At 74.5% G+C, this 20,384-nt stretch carries 16 protein-coding genes, 1 tRNA gene and 1 other RNA gene; 11 read left to right on the plus strand and 7 right to left on the minus strand.

Going from position 1 to position 20,384, the window contains the following annotated elements; all coding sequences use genetic code 11:
• Nucleotides 1-52: 52 nt before the first annotated feature.
• Both recR and ACFQBR_RS21455 read right to left on the minus strand, forming a co-directional pair.
• A complete protein-coding gene (gene recR, locus ACFQBR_RS21450; RefSeq protein ID WP_267947303.1) occupies nt 53-652 on the minus strand; it encodes a recombination mediator RecR in 600 nt (199 codons plus the stop codon).
• A gap of 124 nt (nt 653-776) precedes the next feature.
• Nucleotides 777-1,124: a YbaB/EbfC family nucleoid-associated protein gene (locus ACFQBR_RS21455; protein ID WP_267950577.1), complete on the minus strand. Its 348-nt coding sequence runs from the start codon at nt 1,122-1,124 to the stop codon at nt 777-779.
• A gap of 301 nt (nt 1,125-1,425) precedes the next feature.
• On the opposite strand from ACFQBR_RS21455, the gene ACFQBR_RS21460 reads away from it, so the two are divergent.
• The gene (locus ACFQBR_RS21460) at nt 1,426-2,598 is read left to right on the plus strand and encodes a methyltransferase domain-containing protein (protein ID WP_344180278.1); all 1,173 of its coding nucleotides are present in this window, start codon (nt 1,426-1,428) and stop codon (nt 2,596-2,598) included.
• Between the two features lie 120 nt (nt 2,599-2,718).
• Here ACFQBR_RS21460 and ACFQBR_RS21465 read toward each other — a convergent pair whose 3' ends face one another.
• Nucleotides 2,719-2,925 carry a DUF6243 family protein gene (locus ACFQBR_RS21465; RefSeq protein ID WP_330160016.1) on the minus strand — a complete coding sequence of 69 codons (207 nt, stop codon included), beginning with the start codon at nt 2,923-2,925 and terminating at the stop codon, nt 2,719-2,721.
• Nucleotides 2,926-3,044: 119 nt separating this feature from the next.
• On the opposite strand from ACFQBR_RS21465, the gene ACFQBR_RS21470 reads away from it, so the two are divergent.
• Complete coding sequence (locus tag ACFQBR_RS21470; protein ID WP_344180280.1) at nt 3,045-3,674, plus strand: TetR/AcrR family transcriptional regulator; 630 nt, start codon at nt 3,045-3,047, stop codon at nt 3,672-3,674.
• A 201-nt stretch (nt 3,675-3,875) separates the two neighbouring features.
• Here ACFQBR_RS21470 and ACFQBR_RS21475 read toward each other — a convergent pair whose 3' ends face one another.
• Nucleotides 3,876-6,083 (minus strand): DNA polymerase III subunit gamma and tau, encoded by a 2,208-nt coding sequence (locus ACFQBR_RS21475; protein ID WP_378554231.1) that lies wholly within the window; start codon nt 6,081-6,083, stop codon nt 3,876-3,878.
• 106 nt (nt 6,084-6,189) lie between these two features.
• Nucleotides 6,190-6,285, minus strand: an RNA gene (gene ffs, locus ACFQBR_RS21480) — signal recognition particle sRNA small type.
• Nucleotides 6,286-6,401: 116 nt separating this feature from the next.
• Between ffs and ACFQBR_RS21485 the strand changes: the two genes are divergently transcribed.
• On the plus strand, nt 6,402-7,754 hold the full coding sequence (locus tag ACFQBR_RS21485; protein ID WP_344185468.1) for a DUF2252 domain-containing protein: 1,353 nt from the start codon (nt 6,402-6,404) through the stop codon (nt 7,752-7,754).
• 174 nt (nt 7,755-7,928) lie between these two features.
• Nucleotides 7,929-8,013, plus strand: a tRNA-Ser gene (locus tag ACFQBR_RS21490).
• Between the two features lie 141 nt (nt 8,014-8,154).
• Here ACFQBR_RS21490 and ACFQBR_RS21495 read toward each other — a convergent pair.
• Nucleotides 8,155-9,903, minus strand: a complete 1,749-nt coding sequence (locus ACFQBR_RS21495) for a pyruvate dehydrogenase (RefSeq protein WP_344185467.1) — start codon at nt 9,901-9,903, stop codon at nt 8,155-8,157.
• Between the two features lie 189 nt (nt 9,904-10,092).
• On the opposite strand from ACFQBR_RS21495, the gene ACFQBR_RS21500 reads away from it, so the two are divergent.
• The 4 genes from ACFQBR_RS21500 to ACFQBR_RS21515 all read left to right on the plus strand — a co-directional run bounded on the left by ACFQBR_RS21500 (nt 10,093) and on the right by ACFQBR_RS21515 (nt 14,655).
• Nucleotides 10,093-10,872, plus strand: a complete 780-nt coding sequence (locus tag ACFQBR_RS21500) for an SGNH/GDSL hydrolase family protein (protein WP_267947310.1) — start codon at nt 10,093-10,095, stop codon at nt 10,870-10,872.
• A 210-nt stretch (nt 10,873-11,082) separates the two neighbouring features.
• Nucleotides 11,083-13,098, plus strand: coding sequence for an NADPH-dependent 2,4-dienoyl-CoA reductase (locus tag ACFQBR_RS21505; RefSeq protein WP_344185466.1), 2,016 nt, complete (start codon nt 11,083-11,085; stop codon nt 13,096-13,098).
• A gap of 131 nt (nt 13,099-13,229) precedes the next feature.
• A complete protein-coding gene (locus tag ACFQBR_RS21510) occupies nt 13,230-14,087 on the plus strand; it encodes a Rieske (2Fe-2S) protein (protein ID WP_344185465.1) in 858 nt (285 codons plus the stop codon).
• A 28-nt stretch (nt 14,088-14,115) separates the two neighbouring features.
• On the plus strand, nt 14,116-14,655 hold the full coding sequence (locus tag ACFQBR_RS21515; protein ID WP_267947313.1) for a PadR family transcriptional regulator: 540 nt from the start codon (nt 14,116-14,118) through the stop codon (nt 14,653-14,655).
• Between the two features lie 139 nt (nt 14,656-14,794).
• Here the strand turns inward: ACFQBR_RS21515 and ACFQBR_RS21520 are convergent, their stop codons facing one another.
• Nucleotides 14,795-16,093 carry an ROK family transcriptional regulator gene (locus ACFQBR_RS21520; protein ID WP_378554236.1) on the minus strand — a complete coding sequence of 433 codons (1,299 nt, stop codon included), beginning with the start codon at nt 16,091-16,093 and terminating at the stop codon, nt 14,795-14,797.
• 461 nt (nt 16,094-16,554) lie between these two features.
• Between ACFQBR_RS21520 and ACFQBR_RS21525 the strand changes: the two genes are divergently transcribed.
• Genes ACFQBR_RS21525 through ACFQBR_RS21535 form a run of 3 tightly spaced genes read left to right on the plus strand, consistent with a single transcriptional unit; the run spans nt 16,555 to nt 20,365 of the window.
• Entirely contained in the window at nt 16,555-19,056 is a 2,502-nt protein-coding gene (locus ACFQBR_RS21525) for a glycoside hydrolase family 2 protein (protein WP_344184073.1), read from the plus strand.
• Nucleotides 19,056-19,916: a LacI family DNA-binding transcriptional regulator gene (locus ACFQBR_RS21530; RefSeq protein ID WP_344184072.1), complete on the plus strand. Its 861-nt coding sequence runs from the start codon at nt 19,056-19,058 to the stop codon at nt 19,914-19,916. Before ACFQBR_RS21525 ends, ACFQBR_RS21530 begins: the two co-directional genes overlap by 1 nt.
• On the plus strand, nt 19,856-20,365 hold the full coding sequence (locus ACFQBR_RS21535) for a winged helix-turn-helix domain-containing protein (RefSeq protein ID WP_378554239.1): 510 nt from the start codon (nt 19,856-19,858) through the stop codon (nt 20,363-20,365). The genes ACFQBR_RS21530 and ACFQBR_RS21535 overlap by 61 nt, the downstream gene beginning before the upstream one ends.
• Nucleotides 20,366-20,384: the final 19 nt, after the last annotated feature.

Here is a 20,384-nt window from a genome sequence, read left to right on the forward strand (position 1 = left end):
CCGGTGAAACGGAGGTTACTCATATTTCGCCTGGATTACGGCGAAGTGTGAGCTAGAACTCGAGACTGCGGCGGCCCTCGAAGGCGCGGCCGAGGGTGACCTCGTCGGCGTACTCCAGGTCGCCGCCGACGGGCAGCCCGCTGGCCAGGCGCGTCACCTTCAGACCCATGGGTTTGACCAGCCGCGCCAGATAGGTCGCGGTGGCCTCCCCTTCCAGGTTGGGGTCCGTGGCGAGGATCAGCTCGGTGATCTGGCCGTCCGCCAGGCGGACCATCAGGTCCTTGATGCGCAGGTCGTCGGGGCCGACGCCCTCGATCGGGCTGATCGCGCCGCCCAGGACGTGGTAGCGGCCGCGGAACTCGCGGGTGCGCTCGATGGCGACGACGTCCTTGGACTCCTCGACCACGCAGATGACGGCGGTGTCGCGCCGGGCGTCACGGCAGATACGGCACTGCTCCTCCTCCGCGACATTGCCGCAGACGGAGCAGAAACGCACCTTCTCCTTGACCTCGACCAGCGCGTTGACCAGGCGCTTGACGTCCGCGTGCTCGGCGGACAGCAGGTGGAAGGCGATTCGCTGCGCGCTTTTCGGACCGACGCCGGGCAGTCGCCCCAGCTCGTCGATCAGATTCTGCACCGCGCCTTCGTACATCGCCTACCCACCAGGTCGGACCGGATCGGCGGGGCGGTCCGTATCCCCTGACACCACCGTATCCGGCGCGACGACCTCTCGCGTACGCGCCGCGGAGGCCGCCCCGCCCGGCGGCCGCTCCGGGTCAGAAACCGGGAAGGCCGGGCATGCCCCCGGGCATCCCGCCGCCGCCGAGCCCCTGGGTGAGCGGGCCCATCTTCTCCTGCTGGAGCCTTTCCACCTGTGCCTCGGCGTCGCGGATGGCCGCCAGGACCAGGTCCGCGACGGTCTGCGCGCTCTCGTCCGCGTCGCTCGGGTCGATCGCGTCGGCGGAGACCGTGATGTCCTCCACCTGGCCGCGGCCGCTCAGCCTGACCTTGACCAGGCCGCCGCCGGAGGTGCCCTCGACCTCGGCCTCGTCCAGGGCCTGCTGGGCCTCCACGAGCTGCTGCTGCATCTGCTGGGCCTGCTGGAGCAGGGCCTGCATGTCCATTCCGCCAGGGTTCACGGCCGTCTCCTCGCCGCACTCATGGTGCTGGGTCTCGCAGTTGTGTGGCTGTCGCTGTGAGACTAACCGGTCGTCAGGGAACATGCTGGACCGACCCGGGGCGGCCCGGCGGCCGGGCGGGGCGACGCGGAGTCGACTCTCCGGAAGGCGCCCCGACCCGTGGCCAGCGCGAAGAGTAGCGGTAATATCACTTTCGGTCGAAGAGATGTCCCGCGGGGCACGGCCGTCCCGGTGGAGCCCGCGGGCGCCGCCGGCATCACGACAGCCACGGGGGACTGAGGACGTGTTGACCGCCAGTGAACGCCACTCGGCACTGATCGAGGCGATGATCGCGGACGGCACCCTGACCGACGCCGCGCTGATCCACGCCTTCCGGTCGGTTCCGCGACACCGGTTCATCCCCGAGACCGGCGCGCTGACCGCGCGCGGCGGTGTGCTCGACGCCACCAACGACCCGGAGCGCTGGCTGGCCGCCGTCTACGCCGACAACGCCATCGTCACCCAGGTGGACGAGTCCGGGATCCCCCGGGACCGCGAGGCGCCCGCGCCGCGCGAGCCCGAGCCGGCGGCCCCCGCGCCGGAAGCGGCGTCGGCCTCCTCCAGCGCGGCCCCCACGGTGCTCGCCCGCATGCTGGAGCTCGCCGGCCTCGCCGCCGGGAACACGGTGCTGGAGATCGGCACGGGGACCGGTTGGAACACCGCGCTGCTGGCCCACCGGCTGGGCGACGGAGCCGTCACCTCCGTGGAGATCGACCCCCGCCTGGCCGGGACCGCGCGCGGGGCCCTGCGTGCGGAGGGCCTCTCCCCCGCCGTCCACGTGGCCGACGGGTACGGGGGCCGCGTGGAGGGCGCCCCCTACGACAGGATCGTCTCCACCTGCGGCGTGCGGCGGCTCCCGCCCGCGTGGCTCGACCAGGTGCGGCCCGGCGGGCTGGTGGTGTGCCCGTGGGGGCTGCTGGAGGGGGCCGGGGTGCTCGCCCGGGTGGAGTGCCCGGGCGACGGGACCGCCCGGGCGAGCTTCCACGGCGGCGTGGGGTTCGTCCCGCTGCGCACGCCCGACCCGGCGGCCCCGCCCGCGCGCGACTCCGGGCAGCAGCCGGACGAGTACCGGCTCACGCAGACCGACCCCCTGGCTCCGCTCATGGCCTTCACGACGGCGTTCGCCCTGTCGGTGATGGTGCCCGACTGGCGGGTGCGGCGGCGGTGGATCGGGACGGGGTCGGGCGTGTGGGTGTGCGACCGGGAGGGCGGCTCGTGGGTGAGGGTCTACCCCTACGGAACGTCGTGGATGATCGAGCAGGGCGGCCCGAGGAGCATCTGGGACGAGTTCGAGGAGGCCCTGGCCCTGTGGGCCGAGCTGGGCAGCCCCGAACCGGACCGGTTCGGTCTGTCGGTGTCGGGCGACGGGGCGCACCGGGTGTGGCTGGACTCGGCGGACGGCCGCGCCTGGGACGTGTGAGGGCGTCCGGTCCTCACAGCGGCGCCCGGCCGGACGGGGGCCGGGACCGCGCGGACGGGCACTGAGAGCGGGAACGCCGACGGCCCCCGACCGTCTCCGGTGGGGGCCGCCGCCGTGCGTTCACGCCGTTCCTTCGGTGTCCTCGGACTCCTCGGAACTCTCGGGCGCGTTCTTCTCGCGGAGCTTGCGCAGCAGCTCCTGCTTGCGCTCCCGGGCCTCGTCGCTGGGGCCGCCCTTGCCCCCGCCGGCGCCTCCGCGCATCGCGGAGCGGGAGACCGTGGTGCGCTGTCCGCCCATACCGAGAAGGTTGTCACTGTTCTTGGACATGCGGACCTCCTTTCGGTTGAGGCGAGACGTGTCGTCTCGCCAGATGTGATCCTGCCTCTGTAGGGTATCGGTGTCAAGACGATACGTCTCGTCATTTTCGAGCGGTTAACGTGGCAGGTATGGCTGAGAGCACCCCTTTGGAAGACTCCCGGGCACCCCGGCGCGGCCCGGACCCCCGCCGCCGCAGCGAACGGGCGCGACGCGCCGTCCTGCGCGCCGCGTCGGAACTGCTGGGCGAGGTCGGTTACGCCAAGGTGACCGTCGAGGCGATCGCCGCGCGGGCCGGTGTGGGCAAGCAGACCATCTACCGCTGGTGGCCCTCCAAGGCCGCCGTGGTGTTCGACGTCTTCACCGCGCTGACCGGCGGCACGGCCGGCGAGCCCCTGCCCGACACCGGCGACCTGGCCGCCGACCTGAGGACCGTGCTCCGCGCCATCGTCGACGAGTTCAACGACCCCGAGATGGACCGGACCACCCGCGCGTTCACGACCGAGCTCCAGAACGACCCCGTGTTCGCCGAGGCCGTCAACGAGCGCCTGCTCCGGCCCAACACGGAGGCGTTCAAGGACCGGCTGCGCGCCGGGCGCGAAGCGGGCCAGCTCGCTCCCGGGGCCGACCTCGACATCGTCACCGAGCTGCTGACCGGACCGCTCCACCACCGCTGGCTGATGCGCACCGGGCCGCTGACCCACGCGTACGCGGACGAGCTCGTGGAGACGGTCCTGGCCGCCGTGGGCCCCCGGGACTGACCGCGTCGGCCGGGGACGGCGCCCCGGTGCCGGGCGCGGGCTCCGGGGCCGGCCGGGGCCTCCGCCGGGCACGCCGGCGCGGTGACCGAAACGGCGCTCCCGTCCCGCCCCCACCTCACACCGGCAACGCTTCCGGACACTCCCGGGGAGCGCGCTCGGCGGGCGCCGCCCGCCGCCCGGCGGGGTGGGTGCCCGCCGCACCTAGAAGGGCGCGTCCGTGTCGGCCCCGTGCTCGATCTCCTCGATCATGCGGCCGCCCAGCTCCGTCTCGATGAGCGACGTTCCGCCCGCGCCGGGGGACGCGGACCCGCCGGCGGGGGCCCGGCCCGCGGCGGAACCCTGTCCCCCTGCCGGTGCGGTGCCGCCGGCCGAGGGCGCCGGAGCCGGCCGCTGCGCACCGCCCGGGGCCGGAGCGGGAGTCGGGGAGGGGGCGGCCTCCTGGCGCCCGGGGGCGGGGGCCGTCCGGGGCTGCGACCGGCCGGCGGACGGGTCGTCGTACTCCGGCGGCGGGGACGCGGCCGCGTCCTCGTAGGGGTCCGGCGGCGGCTCCTCCAGACCGGTGACGATCCGGTCCGGCGGCGGGCCCGCGGCCCGGCCCGCGGCCTCCGGCTCCGGGGCGGCGGGCGGAGGGGCGGGTTCGGCCGGCCGTGCCGGGGCGGGGGCGTCCCACCCGGAGGGCTCGGCCGGGCGCGCGGGCTCGGGGCGCCGGGCGGGCGCCGCGGCCGACGCGGCGCTGCCGGCCGCGGCGACCCGCACCTCGATGCCGAGGACCTGCCGGATCGCGTTGGCGACCACCTGGTCGCTGCCGCTGTTGCTGAAGCCCTTGGCCTCGCTGGGGCGGGAGAAGCCGAGCAGGACGGCGTTGCCCTCGACCCCCACCGGCCGGACCTCGCCGCCGGAGAGCACCATCCAGGTGAACCGGCGCAGACCCTTGACCGCCTCCAGAATCTGGCTCCACGACCCCTGGACGCGTCCCAGGTCGAGGGCGCCGCCCCCGCCGGACGGGGCGGCGGGTGCCGGCGGTGCGTGGCGGGCGGGTTCGGGCGTGCTCGGACGGGCCGGGGCGTCCCAGCCCGCCGGCTCGGCGGCGCGCTCGGGGGCGGGGGCCGGGGACGCGGGGGCCGCCTGCGGGGCGGCCGGGGCACGGGAGGGCCGGGGCGCGGGAGACTCGGGGGCCCGCACCGGCTCGGGGGCCGGGGCGGCGGACCGGACCGGCGCGGCCGGTGCGGCGGGGGCGACGGCGCCCGAGGCGATCCGGCGCTCCATCTGCTCCAGGCGTGCCAGCAGGGCCGCGCCCTGGCTGCCGTCGGTGCCGGGCAGGAGCACCCGCGAGCACATGAGTTCGAGCAGCAGGCGGGGCGCGGTGGCTCCGCGCATCTCGGTCAGGCCCTGGTTGAGGATGTCGGCGGCGCGGGTCAGCTCGGCGGGCCCCATCCGGGCGGCCTGCCCCCTCATCTGCTCCGCCGCCTCGTCGGCCACGTTGACCAGGCCCTTGTCCAGGGCGTCCGGCACCGCTGCCAGGACGACCAGGTCGCGGAAGCGCTCCAGCAGGTCCGTGGTGAACCGCCGCGGGTCGTGCCCGCCCTCGACCACGCGGTCGATCAGCCCGAACACGGCGGCGCCGTCGCGGGCGCCGAGCGCGTCGACCATCTCCCCCAGCAGGCTGGAGTCGGTGTAGCCCAGCAGGGAGACGGCGCCCTCACGGGTGATGCCGTCCTCGCCGGACCCGGCGATGAGCTGGTCGAGCACCGACAGCCCGTCGCGGGCGGAACCGGCGCCCGCCCTGACCACCAGCGGCAGCGCGGCGGGGTCGTAGGAGATCCCCTCCTCCTTGAGGAGGTCCTCGAAGAGCTCCCGGAGCGTGCTCGGCGGGATGAGCCGGAACGGGTAGTGGTGCGTCCGCGAGCGGATCGTGCCGATGACCTTCTCGGGCTCGGTGGTCGCGAACACGAACTTGAGGTGCGGGGGCGGTTCCTCCACCAGCTTGAGGAGCGCGTTGAAACCCTCGCGGGTCACCATGTGCGCCTCGTCGATGATGTAGATCTTGAAGCGCGAGTTGACCGGTGAGAAGAAGGCGCGCTCGCGCAGGTCGCGGGCGTCGTCCACACCGCCGTGGGAGGCGGCGTCGATCTCGATGACGTCGATGCTGCCGCCGCCGTCGGGGGCCAGCGCCACACACGAGTCGCAGGTCCCGCACGGGTCCGGGGTGGGCCCCTCGGCGCAGTTCAGCGAACGGGCGAGGATGCGCGCGCTGGTCGTCTTGCCGCAGCCGCGCGGGCCGCTGAACAGGTAGGCGTGGTTGATGCGACCGCTGCGCAACGCCTGGCGGAGCGGGTCGGTCACGTGTTCCTGGCCCCGCACCTCACCGAACGTCGCGGGGCGGTACTTGCGGTACAGCGCGATGCTCACGGTGTGCTCACTCCCCTGGTCCCTGCCACCCGTCCATTCAACCCGCCGGCAGTGACAGCTCGCACCGGATCGGGGAACCGGGAGGGTCCGACCGGGCCCGAGAAACAGAAAGGACCCCCCGCGCACCCGCCAGAGCCCATTTATCCTTGCTGCCTTCCGGCCCTGGGGAGGTTCATAGGGTGACGCCGCACGAGGGGTCTGCCCCGAGTGTATCCGACCTCCCGACCGCTCTGGCAACCCCGCGCGCCCGCCCCCGCGGGGCGTCCCACGGCGCCCGGATCCCGGCACGCATGGCCATGACGGCCCCGCGGGGCCATCATGGACGGCATGTTCGACCCCCTGGAAACCACCGACCGCTCCTCCGAGCGGCAAGACCTCATCGTGGACACGCTGGAGAACGCCTTCTCCGACCTGATGTCCACGGCCCCGGCCGCGTTCCGGGCCAAGTTCCGCAAGATGGCCGCCAGTCCCTTCGCGTTCTACCGGGGCAGCGCCTCGCTCTTCTACTCCGACGTGGCGTCGATGGAGGACCCCTGGGCGGACGACCGCACCTCACGGGTGTGGATCCAGGGCGACCTGCACGCCGAGAACTTCGGCACCTACATGGACTCGACCGGGCGCCTGGTCTTCGACGTCAACGACTTCGACGAGGCCTACCTCGGCCACTTCACGTGGGACGTGCTCCGGTTCGTCTCCAGCATCGCCCTGATGGGATGGCAGAAGGCCCTGTCCGACCAGGACATCGGCGCGATCGTGCCGTGCTACGTCGACGCCTACGTGTCCCAGGTCCGCCAGTTCGCGACGCGGGGCGGCGACTCCGGGTTCTCCCTCAAGCTGGACAACACCGACGGCACGGTCCACGACGTGCTCCAGCGCGCCCGCCTCCGCAGCCGCGCCGCCATGCTGGCGTCCATGACCGACAGGGACGGCTACAACCGCCGGTTCCGGGAGGGGCCCCGGGTGCGCCGGCTGGAGGACGGCGAGCGCGAGAAGGTGCTCGCCGCCTACCACGACTACCTGGGGACCATCCCGGACGACCGGCGCTTCGCCTCGCTGGACTACGGGGTCAAGGACGTGGTGGGCAGCGGCGGCTTCGGGATCGGCTCCGCGGGGCTCCCCGCCTACAGCGTGCTCATCGAGGGCCGGTCCGAGGCGTGGGACAACGACATCGTCCTGTCCGTCAAGCAGGGGAACGTGGCCGCGCCGTCCCGGGTGGTGACGGACCGGCGCATCATGGAGGCCTTCGAGCACCACGGGCACCGCACCGCCGTGTCCCAGCGCGCGCTCCAGGCCCACGCCGACCCGCTGCTGGGGCACACCGAGATCGACGGCGTGGGCTTCGTGGTGAGCGAGGTGTCCCCGTACACGAACGACCTGGACTGGGAAGGGCTCACCGAGCCCGAGGAGGTCGTGCCCGTACTGGACTACCTGGGCCGCGCCACCGCCAAGGCGCACTGCGTGTCCGACTCGCACGCGGACGCGACCCTGGTGGCGTGGGAGACCGAGGAGGCGCTCATGACGGTGCTCGACGGCCGGGAGGCGGAGTTCACCGAGTGGTGCGTGCGCTTCGCCCACCGCTACGCGGCCCAGGCCCGGGCGGACCACTCGCTGTTCGTGGACGCGTTCCGCAACAACGCCATCGAGGGGGTGCGGTCCAGCCGGGCCGGCTGAGCCGCCGGACGGCCCCGCGGGGCCGTGAACAGGGCCGGAGCGGGTCCGCGCGACGGCCCCGGCCGCCCGGCGGGGCGCTCCCCGGAGCCTTCCCGGGACCCTCCCGGCGGCCCTCGGGGAGGGCCCCGGGAAACCCGTTCGGACCACCCCCCTCCGGCGTGTAGAGTTGTGCGCGGAGGATTCGCCTAGTGGCCTAGGGCGCACGCTTGGAAAGCGTGTTGGGTGCAAGCCCTCAGGGGTTCGAATCCCCTATCCTCCGCAGCGGCTAGCTGCCGAGACGAAGGCCCCGACCGGACACCGGTCGGGGCCTTCGCCGTTCGCGGTCCCGATCCCGGTCCCGGTCGGCCGTTTCCGGGCCGCTCTCCGCTCCCGGGCCCGGGCGGTCCCGGCCTCCGCTCCCCTACGGCCGGGGGATGTTGCGCAGGTTGGAGCGGGCCATGTCCACCATCGCCCCCACCCCTCCCCGGAGCACCGTCCGTCCCGCGGACAGGGCGAAGCCCGCCACCTGGTCGGCGGTGATGCGGGAGGGGATGGAGAGCGCGTTGGGGTCGGTGACGACGTCCACCAGCACCGGCCCGGGGGCCGCCAGGGCCTCCCTGAGCGCCTCGCGGACCCGGTCGGGGCTCTCCACCCGCAGGGCGCGCATGCCGATCGCCCCGGCGACGGCCGCGTAGTCCACGCGCGGGTGGTCGGTCTGGAAGGAGGGCATCCCGTCCACCATCATCTCCAGCTTCACCATCCCGAGCGAGGAGTTGTCGAACACGACCGTGGTGATCGGCAGGTCGTGCTGGTGGACGGTGATCAGCTCGCCCAGGAGCATGCTCAGCCCTCCGTCGCCGGACAGCGAGACGATCTTCCGGTCGGGCGCCGCGTAGGCCGCGCCGATCGCGTGCGGCAGCGCGTTCGCCATGCTGCCGTGCGTGAACGACCCGATCACCCGGCGGCGGCCGTTCGGGGTCAGGTAGCGGGCGGCCCACACGTTGTTCATGCCCGTGTCGACGGTGAACACGGTGTCCCCGTCGGCCTCCTCGTCGAGGATCCTCGCCACGTACTCGGGGTGGACGGGCGTGTGGTGCTCGATGTCCCTCGTGTACGCGTCCACCACCTTGGTCAGCGCGCGTTCGTGGCGGGCCAGCATGTCGTGGAGGAACCGGGTGGCGGAGGCGGCCGTGCGCTCCCCGACGAGCGGCCTCACGGCGCGCAGGGTCGCCGCGACGTCCCCGTGCACCGCCAGCCGGAGCGGCACCCGGCGGCCGAGGCGGCGCGGGTCGTGGTCGACCTGGACGACGTTCTTCCTGGGCAGGAAGTCGTCGTAGGGGAAGTCGCATCCGAGCATCAGCACCAGGTCGGCGCCGTGCAGGGCCTCGAAGCACGCGCCGTAGCCGAGCAGGCCGATCATGCCGACGTCGTACGGGTTGTCGTACTGGATCCACTCCTTGCCGCGCAGGGTGTGCCCGACCGGGGCGTGCACCCGTCCGGCCAGGGCCATCACCTCGTCGTGCGCCTCCCTGGCCCCGGCGCCGCAGAACAGGGCGACCTTGTCGGCGGCGTTGATCAGTTCGGCCAGCGCGCGCACGTCGTCCTCGGCGGGCCAGGCGGTGGCGCGTCCCGCGGCCACCGGGCTGGTGTCGGCCGGGCCCACGGCCTTGCGCCCGGCGATGTCCCCGGGCAGGACGAGGACCGCCGCGCCGGGGGTGCCGAGGGCGTGCTGGACGGCGATCCGGGCCAGACGCGGCATCTGCTCGGCCTCGGAGACGAGTTCGCGGAACTCGGTGACGTCCGCGAACAGCCTCTCGGGGTGGGTCTCCTGGAAGTAGCCGGTGCCGATCTGGCGCGAGGGGATGTGGGAGGCGATGGCCAGGACGGGGGCTCCGCTGCGCTGGGCGTCGTACAGGCCCTGCACGAGGTGGGTGTTGCCGGGGCCGCACGACCCGGCGCAGACGGCGAGCCCCCCGTCGATCTGCGCCTGGGCCGAGGCGGCGAACGCCGCCGCCTCCTCGTTGCGCACGTGGATCCATTCGATGCCGTCGGTCTCGCGGACGGCGTCGACGACCGGGTTGAGGCTGTCGCCGACGACCCCGTAGATCCGGGTCACCCCGGCGGCGACCAACGTCCGGACGAGCTGTTCGGCGACGGTGTTCCTGGCCACGTTGGTTCCTCCTGGGCACGTCATCGCAGGTCCGGGGTGCCACGGGGGCGCCCCGGTCCACGCTAGGAGCAGGGACCGGCGCCGTGCCGGACCGCCACGCGCCTCCGTCCGCCTACCCCTACTCCCCTAAATGATTAGTCATCGAGTGGAGTACTCTTCCGGTGCTGTCCACGAGGAGGAGGAGAGGGCATGGAGCTCGAGGGGGACCTGCGCTACGTGGCGCTGGGCGACAGCCACACCGAGGGGGTCGGGGACGGTGACGACGAGACCGGGCTCCGGGGCTGGGCGGACCGCCTCGCCGACCGCCTGGCCGCCACCGGCGCGCGGGTGGAGTACGCCAACCTCGCGGTCCGGGGGCGGCTGGCCCGCCAGGTGCGCGAGGAGCAGCTGGCCCCCGCCCTGGAGATGCGCCCGGACGTGGCCACCGTGTTCGCCGGGGTCAACGACGTGATCCGGTCCGGGTACGACGCCGGGGCGGTGGTCGGCCACATGGAGGCGATGTTCGCCGAGCTGACCGCGTCGGGGGCCCGGGTGGCGACCCTGACCTTCCCCGACATCGCCAGGATCGCCCCGCTGACCAAGCCCCTGCTGCCCAGGGTGCTGGACTTCAACGAGCGCCTGCGCGCCGCGGCCGGGCGGCACGGTGTCGTCGTGGCCGACGTCGCCGCGCACGAGGTGTCCACGGACCGGCGCCTGTGGGCCACCGACCGCCTGCACTGCACGCCGCTGGGGCACGACCGGATCGCCGGAGCGCTGGCCTCCGCGCTGACGCTCCCCGGCGCCGACGGGTCGTGGGCGGACGCCCTGCCCCGGATGCCCGAGCGGAGCGCGCTGCTCGCGGTGGCGGAGGAGGTCCGCTGGCTGGGGACCTTCCTCGGCCCGTGGATCCTCCGGCGCCTGCGCGGCCGCTCCTCGGGCGACGGCCGCGCGGCCAAGCGCCCCGCGCTCCTGCCGGTGGAGCCGGCCTGAGCCGGACGCCCGGCGGTCCCGCACCCCCGGGCGCGCGGGCACGTCGTGGCCTCCGGGCGCCGCGGCTCCGCCCCGACCGTGCTCCCGGGCGCGCGCGGACGTCGTCCGCGAACCGTCGCCGGGGCACCGCGCGAGTCATTTTGCAACTTGTTGCATAATGAAGTCGAGGTCGGCCGGACACCGACCGGGCAACCGCGCGAGGAGACGAGCATGAGCGACTACCCCCACCTTCTGGAACCCCTGGACCTGGGCTTCACCACCCTCCCCAACCGCGTGATCATGGGCTCCATGCACATCGGCCTGGAGGAGGCCCCCCAGGGGTTCGAGCGGATGGCCGCCTTCTACGCCGAGCGTGCCCGCGGCGGCGTCGGCCTCATCGTCACCGGCGGCATCGCGCCCAACCCCGAGGGCGCCACCTACACCGGCGCGGCCAAGCTGACCACCGAGGCCGAGGCCGCCGAACACCGCGTGATCACCGACGCCGTGCACCGCGAGGGCGGCCGGATCGCCATGCAGATCCTGCACACGGGCCGGTACGCCTTCAGCGAGCAGTCCGTCGCGCCCAGCGCGATCCGGGCCCCCATCAGCGCGTTCACCCCCCGTGCCCTGTCCGACCCCGAGGTCGAGCAGACCATCGAGGACTTCGCGCGCGCGGCCGAGCTCGCCAGGCTCGCCGGATACGACGGCGTCGAGGTGATGGGCTCCGAGGGCTACCTCGTCAACCAGTTCATCGCCTCCGCGACGAACCACCGGGAGGACCGCTGGGGCGGCTCCTACGAGAACCGGATGCGCTTCCCCGTCGAGATCGTGCGGCGCGTCCGCGAGCGCGTCGGCGACGACTTCATCCTCGTCTACCGGCTCTCCATGCTCGACCTGGTGCCCGGCGGCTCCACGTTCGACGAGGTCGTCCGGCTCGCCAAGGCCGTCGAGGAGGCCGGCGCGACCATCATCAACACCGGCATCGGCTGGCACGAGGCCCGCGTCCCCACCATCGCCACGTCCGTGCCGCGGTGCGCCTACAGCTGGGTGACCCGCAAGCTGATGGGCGAGGTGTCCGTCCCGCTGGTCGCGGTCAACCGCATCAACACCCCGGAGGTCGCCGAGGCCGTCATCGCCGGCGGCGACGCCGACATGGTCTCCATGGCCCGGCCGTTCCTCGCCGACCCGGACTTCGTCGCGAAGGCGGCCGCCGGGACCCCCGAGGAGATCAACACCTGCATCGGCTGCAACCAGGCCTGCCTCGACCACACCTTCAGCCTCAAGATCACCTCCTGCCTCGTGAACCCGCGTGCCTGCCACGAGACCGAACTGGTGCTCTCCCCCACCAGGAACCGCAAGCGCGTGGCCGTCGTCGGCGCCGGCCCCGCCGGCCTCGCCTTCTCCGTGTCCGCCGCCGGGATCGGCCACGAGGTCACCCTGTTCGACGCGGCCGAGGAGATCGGCGGCCAGCTCCGCATGGCCCGCCGCGTGCCCGGAAAGGAGGAGTTCGACGAGACCCTGCGCTACTTCCGGGTGCAGCTGGACAAGCACGGCGTGGACGTGCGGCTGGGGACCACCGTGACCGCCGCCGACCTGACCGGCTTCGACGACGTCGTGGTGGCCACCGGGGTCGTCCCGCGCACGCCGGAGATCCCCGGCGTCGACCACCCCAAGGTGGTCGGCTACGCGGACGTCCTGCGGGGGAACGCGGACGTGGGCGCACGGGTCGCGATCATCGGCGCGGGCGGCATCGGCTTCGACGTCGCCGAGTTCCTGACCGACGGCGGCGAGGGCGCGAGCCGGGACCCCGACGTGTTCTTCCGCCAGTGGGGCGTGGACACCGGCCACACGGCGGCGGGCGGGCTCCGGACCCCCGAGCGCCAGGCCCCGCCGCGCACCGTGCACCTGCTCCAGCGCAAGGCGGACAAGGTCGGCGCGGGCCTCGGGAAGACCACCGGGTGGATCCACCGCCTGGAGCTGCGCCACCGGGGTGTGGAGATGATCGCCGGCGTCTCCTACGACCGGATCGACGACGAGGGCCTGCACCTGACCGTCGGGGACGACAAGACCGTGCTCGACGTGGACACCGTGGTGCTCTGCGCCGGCCAGGAGCCGCGCCGCGACCTCGCCGACGAGCTGGCGGCGGCGGGGATCGGCGTACACGTCATCGGCGGTGCGGACGTCGCCGCCGAGCTGGACGCCAAGAGGGCCGTCGACCAGGGCACCAGACTGGCCGCCGCGCTGTAGCCGGGGCCCGGCGGAGGGGCCGCTCCCGGGGTGCCCGCGCCCCGGGGCCGGACAGGGAAAATCCGGTTCAAGCCCTCCCCGGCCCCCCGGAACGGGGAGTGAACCCGGGGGACCGGGGTAGCCGTCCCACCATGAGGCTTGGTGAAGGCGTACGCAAGATCGAACGGAACGACGGACTCGACCCCGCGGTCTCCCTGTTCAAGCGGGTGGCGGGGCGCATCCCCCGCGGCCGGGCGCGCGACCTGCTGAACGGTGTGCAGCTCGGGCACCCGGCCCACCCGATCCTGGTCCAGCTGCCCATCGGCGCGTGGATGTCGGCGGTCCTGCTCGACCTCCTGCCGGGGGACAACCGCCGGAGCGCCCACGCGCTGGTGAACACCGGACTGCTGGCCACCCTGCCCGCGGTGGTGAGCGGGCTCGCCGACTGGTCGCAGCAGCACGAGAGGCAGCAGCGCGTGGGCGTGGTCCACGCCGCGTCGAACGCCGCGGGGAGCCTGCTGTTCGCGTCCTCCTCCCTCGCCCGGGCGCGTGACCGCCAGGGCTGGGGGCGGGTCCTGGCCCTGGCGGGCATGGGGGCGGTCGCCCTCGGCGGCTCCCTCGGGGGACACATCGCCTACTACCGGGCGGGCGGCGCCAACAGCGCGGACCACCTGACCGACCTGGTGCCCGGCGGCTGGCACGACCTCGGCCCGCTCGACGGGTTCGACGAGGGGGAGCCCGTGCGCGCCTCGCTGGGCGACGTGCCGGTCGTGGTGGTCCGGACGGGGGACGCCGTGCGGGCGGTGCTGGGGACGTGCACGCACATGGGGGCCCCGCTCGCGGACGGCTCCGTCGTGGACGGGTGCCTGCGCTGCCCCTGGCACGGGAGCGAGTTCGACATGGACGACGGGTCGGTCGTCCACGGTCCGGCGACCGCCGGGCTGGAGACCCTGGAGACGTCCGTCACCGGCGGGACCGTGCGGGTCCGCCACCTTCCGCCCGACGCCTGACGTCCCCGGGCCTTCCTAGAATGCGCTCATGTCCCTGCCCCACGCGATCCTGACCGCCCTGCTCGAGAAGCCGTCCTCCGGGCTGGAGCTGACCCGCCGCTTCGACCGCTCGATCGGGTACTTCTGGTCGGCGACCCACCAGCAGATCTACCGGGAGCTGGGCAAGCTCGAGAAGGCGGGGCTGATCAGGGCCCTGGACGGCGAGGGGCCGACCCGGGGTCAGAAGAAGGAGTACGAGGTCCTGCCCTCGGGCCGGGAGGAGCTGGAGCGGTGGGTCGGCGTGCGCGAGGATCCGCGCGCGCCCCGCGACCCCCTGCTGCTGCGCCTGCGCGCGACGGGCGTCGTGGGGGTCGGCGGGGACATGGTGGACGAGCTGCGCCGCCACCGCGCGCTGCACCGGGAGCGGCTGGCCGAGTACCGGGAGTTCGAGAGGCGTGACGCGGCGCGCGGCCACGGGACCGAGCGGGACCGCGTGCACCGCCTGGTGCTCCAGGGCGGGATCGAGCTGGAGCTCTTCTGGCTCACCTGGCTCGACCGGGCCCTCGCCGACCTGGAGGGCGCCGGCTGAGCCGCGTCCGCGGCGGAGGCCCCGGGCGGTCGCGGCGTTGCGGCCGTCCACGCGCCCCGGCGACGCCGGGACCGGGGCACGGCCCGGGTCGGGGCCGGACGCGCCCGGCGGAGCGGTACGCGCCCCGCTCCGCCTCCGCTCACCGGGGAGCGGGCGCCGCCGACTCCGACAGGTCCTCGGGCAGGCGCACGCGCGGCCGCAGCGGCACCAGCCGCGACTGCAGGACCATGGTCGCCGCCCCGATCGCGGGGGCCGTCGCCGCCGACGCGGACAGGCGCACCTCGACGGGGTGGCTGGCGCGGGCGAAGAAGGCGCCCTCCAGCTCGGACCTGATCGCGGGCAGGTAGACGGACCCCGCCACCGCCAGGCCCGGCCCCGTCAGCACGAGCAGGTCCAGGTCCATGACGTTGGCCAGCGTCCGCACCGCCGCCGCCAGGTACCGGGCGGAGCGCTCCAGGAGGGCGCGCGCGGTCGGCTCGCCGCGACGCGCGGCCCGGACCACGGCGGCGAACTCCTCCGCCTCGTACCGCCCCGCGCGCCCGCCGACCCCGGGGCCGTCCGTCGGGCCGCCGTCCGCGCCGCCGGCCCCCGCCGCCCCCAGCTCGGCGGCGCGCGCCAGTCCGGTGTCCGCACGCGCGGCACGCACCACCGCGGCGGGCCCGGCGAGCGCCTCGACGCATCCGCGCGCGCCGCACCAGCACGGCGGACCGTCCACGTCCAGGCACACGTGCCCGATCTCCCCGGCGTTCCCGCTGGCCCCGTGGTAGGGGATGCCGTCGACCAGGATCCCGGCGCCGATGCCGGTCCCCATGTACACGGCGGCGAAGACCGACGTCTCGCCGACGCCTCCGGACCAGTACTCGCCGAGCGCGGCGGCGGTCGCGTCGTTGCCGGGCACCACGGGCAGGCCGCAGGCCCTCTCCAGCTCCTCCGCCACCGGGAAGTGCGCCCAGTGCCGCATCGACGGCAGCGGCCTCGCGCCCCCGGTCGCGGAGACGAGCCCCACGCCCAGGACCCGGTCGCGCTCCACCCCGGCCCCCTCGACCAGCGAGTCGACCTGGCGGGCCGTCCGGGCGACCATCGCGGCGGGGTCGTCGCCGCCCGCGTCGGCCCTGGTCACCCTGGACACGACGGCGCCGGTGAGGTCGGTGAGCGCGTACGTGACGCCCATCGGGTCGAGGTGCACGCCGACGGCGTACCGGGCCCCGTGGTCGAGCTGGAGCAGCACGCGCGGCTTGCCCCCGGTCGACTCGGCGCGGCCGGTCTCCCGGACCAGGCCGTCGTCGATGAGCGCGCGCACGACCGTGGAGATGGTCGCCCCGGTGAACCCGGTCGCGGCCACCAGTCCGGCCCGGCTGATGGTGCCCGCCGCCCGGATGACGTCGAGGACCGCCGCCCTGCTCGTGGTGTGGGGGGTGGCGCGTGATGGACCGCCCAAGGGAACCTCCGCCGCTTCCGTGCCGTGGCGTCCGCGCGGGGAGCGGCCTCGGTGTACGCCCAGAGGCCCTGCCGCCGCGCCCCGGCGGGGCGCGTACCAGCGTACCGCCGCACGCGCCCCTCCCCCCGGGGGCGGCCGCCCGACCCCCGGGAGGCGACGTCGGCGCGTCCACGCCGCGGGGGTCCTCCTCGGGAGGTCACCGCCCCCCGGAAGTCGGCCCACGGCCGGGCATCCGGGGAGGCCGGCGCGGAGGAGCCCGCGGGCCGCTCGGCGGGGCGCAGGCCCCGTCCACGGGCGGGGGCGCGGACCGCCCTCCCCCCGCGAGGGCACCGCACCCCATTGACTTAGTTAGTTCATCGAAGTAAGAATCTCCGGAGTGGCCCGGCGCACATCGGCGCGCCCGGCCGCCGACGGCCCGCCTCCCCCGGGCGGCCGTCCCCACACCCCCGGAGAGGCAGAGGATGATCCGCCGCACCCTGCATGACGGCTGGCAGCTGACGAGCGCCACCGGAACCGTCCCCGAGCACATCGCGGGGCGCTCCGTCCCGGCCCTGGTACCGGGAAGCACGCACCTCGACCTGCTGGCCGCCGGGCTCATCCCGGACCCCTACCTCGACTCCAACGAGACCGAGCTGGCCTGGGCCCACCGCGTGGGCTGGCGCTACACCCTCACCTTCGACGCCGAGCAGGCCGCCCCCTCCGAACACGTGGACCTGGCCTTCGACGGCCTCGACACCGTGGCCACCGTCGAGCTCAACGGGGTGGAGCTGGGGACCACCGCCAACATGCACCGCGGCTACCGCTTCCCCGTGGGCCGCGTCCTCCGCGAGGGCTCCAACGACCTCACCGTCTCGTTCCGGCCCGCGCTGGAGTACGCCGAGGAGGTCCGCGACGCACTCGGCGCGCGCCCCCACACCAACACCCACCCGTACAACATGGTCCGCAAGATGGCCTGCTCCTTCGGATGGGACTGGGGCCCCGACTTCCAGACCGCGGGGATCTGGAAGCCCGTGCGCCTGGAGCGCTGGAGCACCGCCCGCCTGGCCTCCGTCCGCCCTCTGGTCACCGTCGGCGAGGACGGCGTCGGCCGGGTCGAGGTCCACGCCGACGTCGAGCGCTCCCTCACCGAGGCCCCGGCCGCCCTCACCCTGACGGCCGAGGTCGCCGGGCACACGGCCTCCGCGACCCTGGCCCCGGACGCCGACACCGGCGTCGTCGTCGTGGAGGTCCCCGACGCCCGCCTGTGGTGGCCGGTCGGCTACGGCGACCACCCCCTGTACGACCTGGCCGTCACCCTCGCCCCGGGCGGCGACGCGTCCGCCGGCTCCGACGCCCCGGCGGCCCTGGACACGGCCGAACGCCGGATCGGCTTCCGCACCGTCACCGTGGACACCGAGCCCGACGAGCACGGCACCCCCTTCACCGTCACCGTCAACGGCAGGCCGATCTTCGTCAAGGGCGCCAACTGGATCCCCGACGACCACTTCCTCACCCGGATCACCCGCGACCGCCTCGCCCGGCGCGTGGACCAGGCCGTCGACGCGCACATGAACATGCTGCGCGTGTGGGGCGGCGGGATCTACGAGAGCGAGGACTTCTACGACGTCTGCGACGAGCGCGGCGTCCTCGTCTGGCAGGACTTCCTCCTCGCCTGCGCGGCCTACCCGGAGGAGGAGCCGCTGCGGAGCGAGTTCGAGGCCGAGGCACGCGAGAACGTCGCCCGCCTCACCTCGCACGCCTCGCTCGCCCTCTGGAACGGCGGCAACGAGAACCTCTGGGGCTTCATGGACTGGGGCTGGCAGGAGCAGCTCGGCGACCGCACCTGGGGCCACGGCTACTACACCGACCTCTTCCCCCGGATCGTCGCCGAACTCGACCCGACCCGCTTCTACTCCGCGGGCAGCCCGTACAGCCCCGGGTTCGCCCCGGACGACGTCCACCCCAACGCCGAGGCGCACGGCACCCGCCACGAGTGGACCGTCTGGAACCAGACCGACTACCGGGCCTACCAGGACCACGTCCCCAGGTTCTGCTCCGAGTTCGGCTTCCAGGGCCCCCCGACCTGGACCACCCTCACCGACTGGGTGCACGACGAGCCGCTCACACCCACCTCGCCCGCCTTCCTCCTGCACCAGAAGGCCGAGGACGGCAACGGCAAGCTCGACCGGGGGTACTCGGCCCACCTGCACACCCCGCGCACCTTCGAGGACTGGCACTGGGCCACCCAGCTCAACCAGGCCCGCGCGGTCGCCTTCGGCATCGAGCACTTCCGGTCCTGGTGGCCCCGCACCTCCGGGGCCCTCGTCTGGCAGCTCAACGACTGCTGGCCGGTGACCTCCTGGGCGGCCGTGGACGGCGACGAGAGGCCCAAGCCCCTCTGGTACGCGCTCCGCCGCGCCTACGCGCCCCGCATGCTCACCGTCCAGCCCAGGGACGGGCGCCTCGTCGTCATCGCCGTCAACGACACCGACGAACCCTGGACGGGCCCCCTCGACCTGCGGCGCCAGGGCTTCGGGGGCGAGGTGCTCCACACCGGGAGCGCACAGATCTCCGTGCCGCCCCGCTCGACCGCCGAGGTCGAGCCGGAACGGCGGCTCCTCGCCCCCGCCGACCCCGACCGGGAGGTCTTCGTGGCCGCGTCCGGGGAGGTGCGCGTCGTCCACACGTTCCGGGAGGACCGCCACCTGGCCTACGACCCCGAGGCCCTGACCGCCGTGGCGGTCCCCGTCCCGGGCGGCTACCGGGTGGACGTGCGCGCGTCCTCGTTCGCCCGCGACGTCTCGGTGCTCGCCGACCGGGCGGCCCGCGACGCCGAGGTGGACGACATGCTCGTGGACCTGCTGGCCGGGGAGACGCACAGCTTCACGGTGCGGACCGGGGCGGAGATCGACCCCCTCTCGCTGACCGCGGCGCACGTCCTCCGCTCGGCGAACACGCCGCACGCGTCGGCGAAACAGGTCTGATGGGCCGTCCCGAACCCGTCGGCGCGGTCGGGCTGGTCCTGGCCCGGCCGCGCCGCCTGCTCAGCGCGGAACCGTTCTTCATGGAGTTCGTCGCCGGGATCGAGGAGCGCGTGGCCGCCCGCGACATGGCGTTCCTGCTGCACCTGGTGACCGACGCGGACGCCGAGGACGCCACCTACCGCCGGTGGGCGGAGCGGCGCCTGGTCGACGCGGTGGTCGTGGTCAACCTCGCCGCGGAGGACGCGAGGCCCGCCCTCCTGCGCGGGCTCGGCCTGCCGGCGGTGCTGGCGGGCGTCCAGGAGCCCGGCCCCCCGGGCGCCCCGGCGGTCCGCACCGACCACGTGACCCCGGTCCGGGAGGCCCTGGCACGCCTCCTGGACCTGGGGCACCGGCGGATCGCCCGGGTGTCCGGGCCCGCCCGGCTGCTGCACACCCGTGCCCGCACCGCGGCCCTCGCCGAGGGCTGCCGCCGGGCCGGGATCGCCGCCCCCGTCGTCCTGGAGGGCGACTACTCGCACGAGGAGGGCGCACGGCTCACCCGGGAACTGCTCGGCCGAGAGCGGCCCCCGACGGCGATCCTGTACGACAACGACGTCATGGCCGTCTCCGGCCTGGAGGCCGCCCGCGACATGGGCGTCTCCGTCCCCGGGCAGGTCAGCATGGTCGCGTGGGACGACTCGACCCTGTGCCGCCTGTCCTCTCCGGCGCTGACCAGCGTGAGCGTGGACGTCTACCGGTACGGGACGGAGGTCGGCGCGTCTGCGCTGGAGTGCGCCGACGGCCTCCCCGTCGCGGAGCGGTGGTCTCCCGCGGCGGCCTTCGCGGCCCGCGGGAGCACGGGCCCGGCCCCCGCCCCGTAGCGGGAGGGCGCGGGCGGCGGGGCGGGCCGCCCGCGCCCCGGGCCGGGGAGAGCCGGCCGGGTCCGGCCGGAAGGCCCGCCGCCCCGAACCCGCGGACGAGAAGACCGCCTCCGGCGAACCGGGGGCGGTTGAGCGGTGACCTCGCACCCGGGGGCACCCTGCCCAGCGAAGCCGCCCTCGTCCGCCAGTACGACGTCTCCCGGGGGACGGCCCGTCAAGCCCTCTCCGCGCTGGAGGCAACCGGACTTGTCATCGCCGTCCACGGCAGGGGCCGGTTCGTCCAAGGGCCGGAAACTCCCACCGGCTGGCCCGGTACATGCGGAACATGTTCGCTGGACGCGGGAGCTCGCGCGAGAACTGCTCGAAGGACCGCTTCCCCGTCGCCGGGCGCCCTCCTCTGGGGCAGCCGAACAGGTGCGCTCCCCGTACCCGCCCCTCGCCGCTGCTGACGGCGTCGCTGCGGTTCGT

Source organism: Nocardiopsis tropica (assembly GCF_042660575.1).
Lineage (GTDB): Bacteria > Actinomycetota > Actinomycetes > Streptosporangiales > Streptosporangiaceae > Nocardiopsis > Nocardiopsis tropica.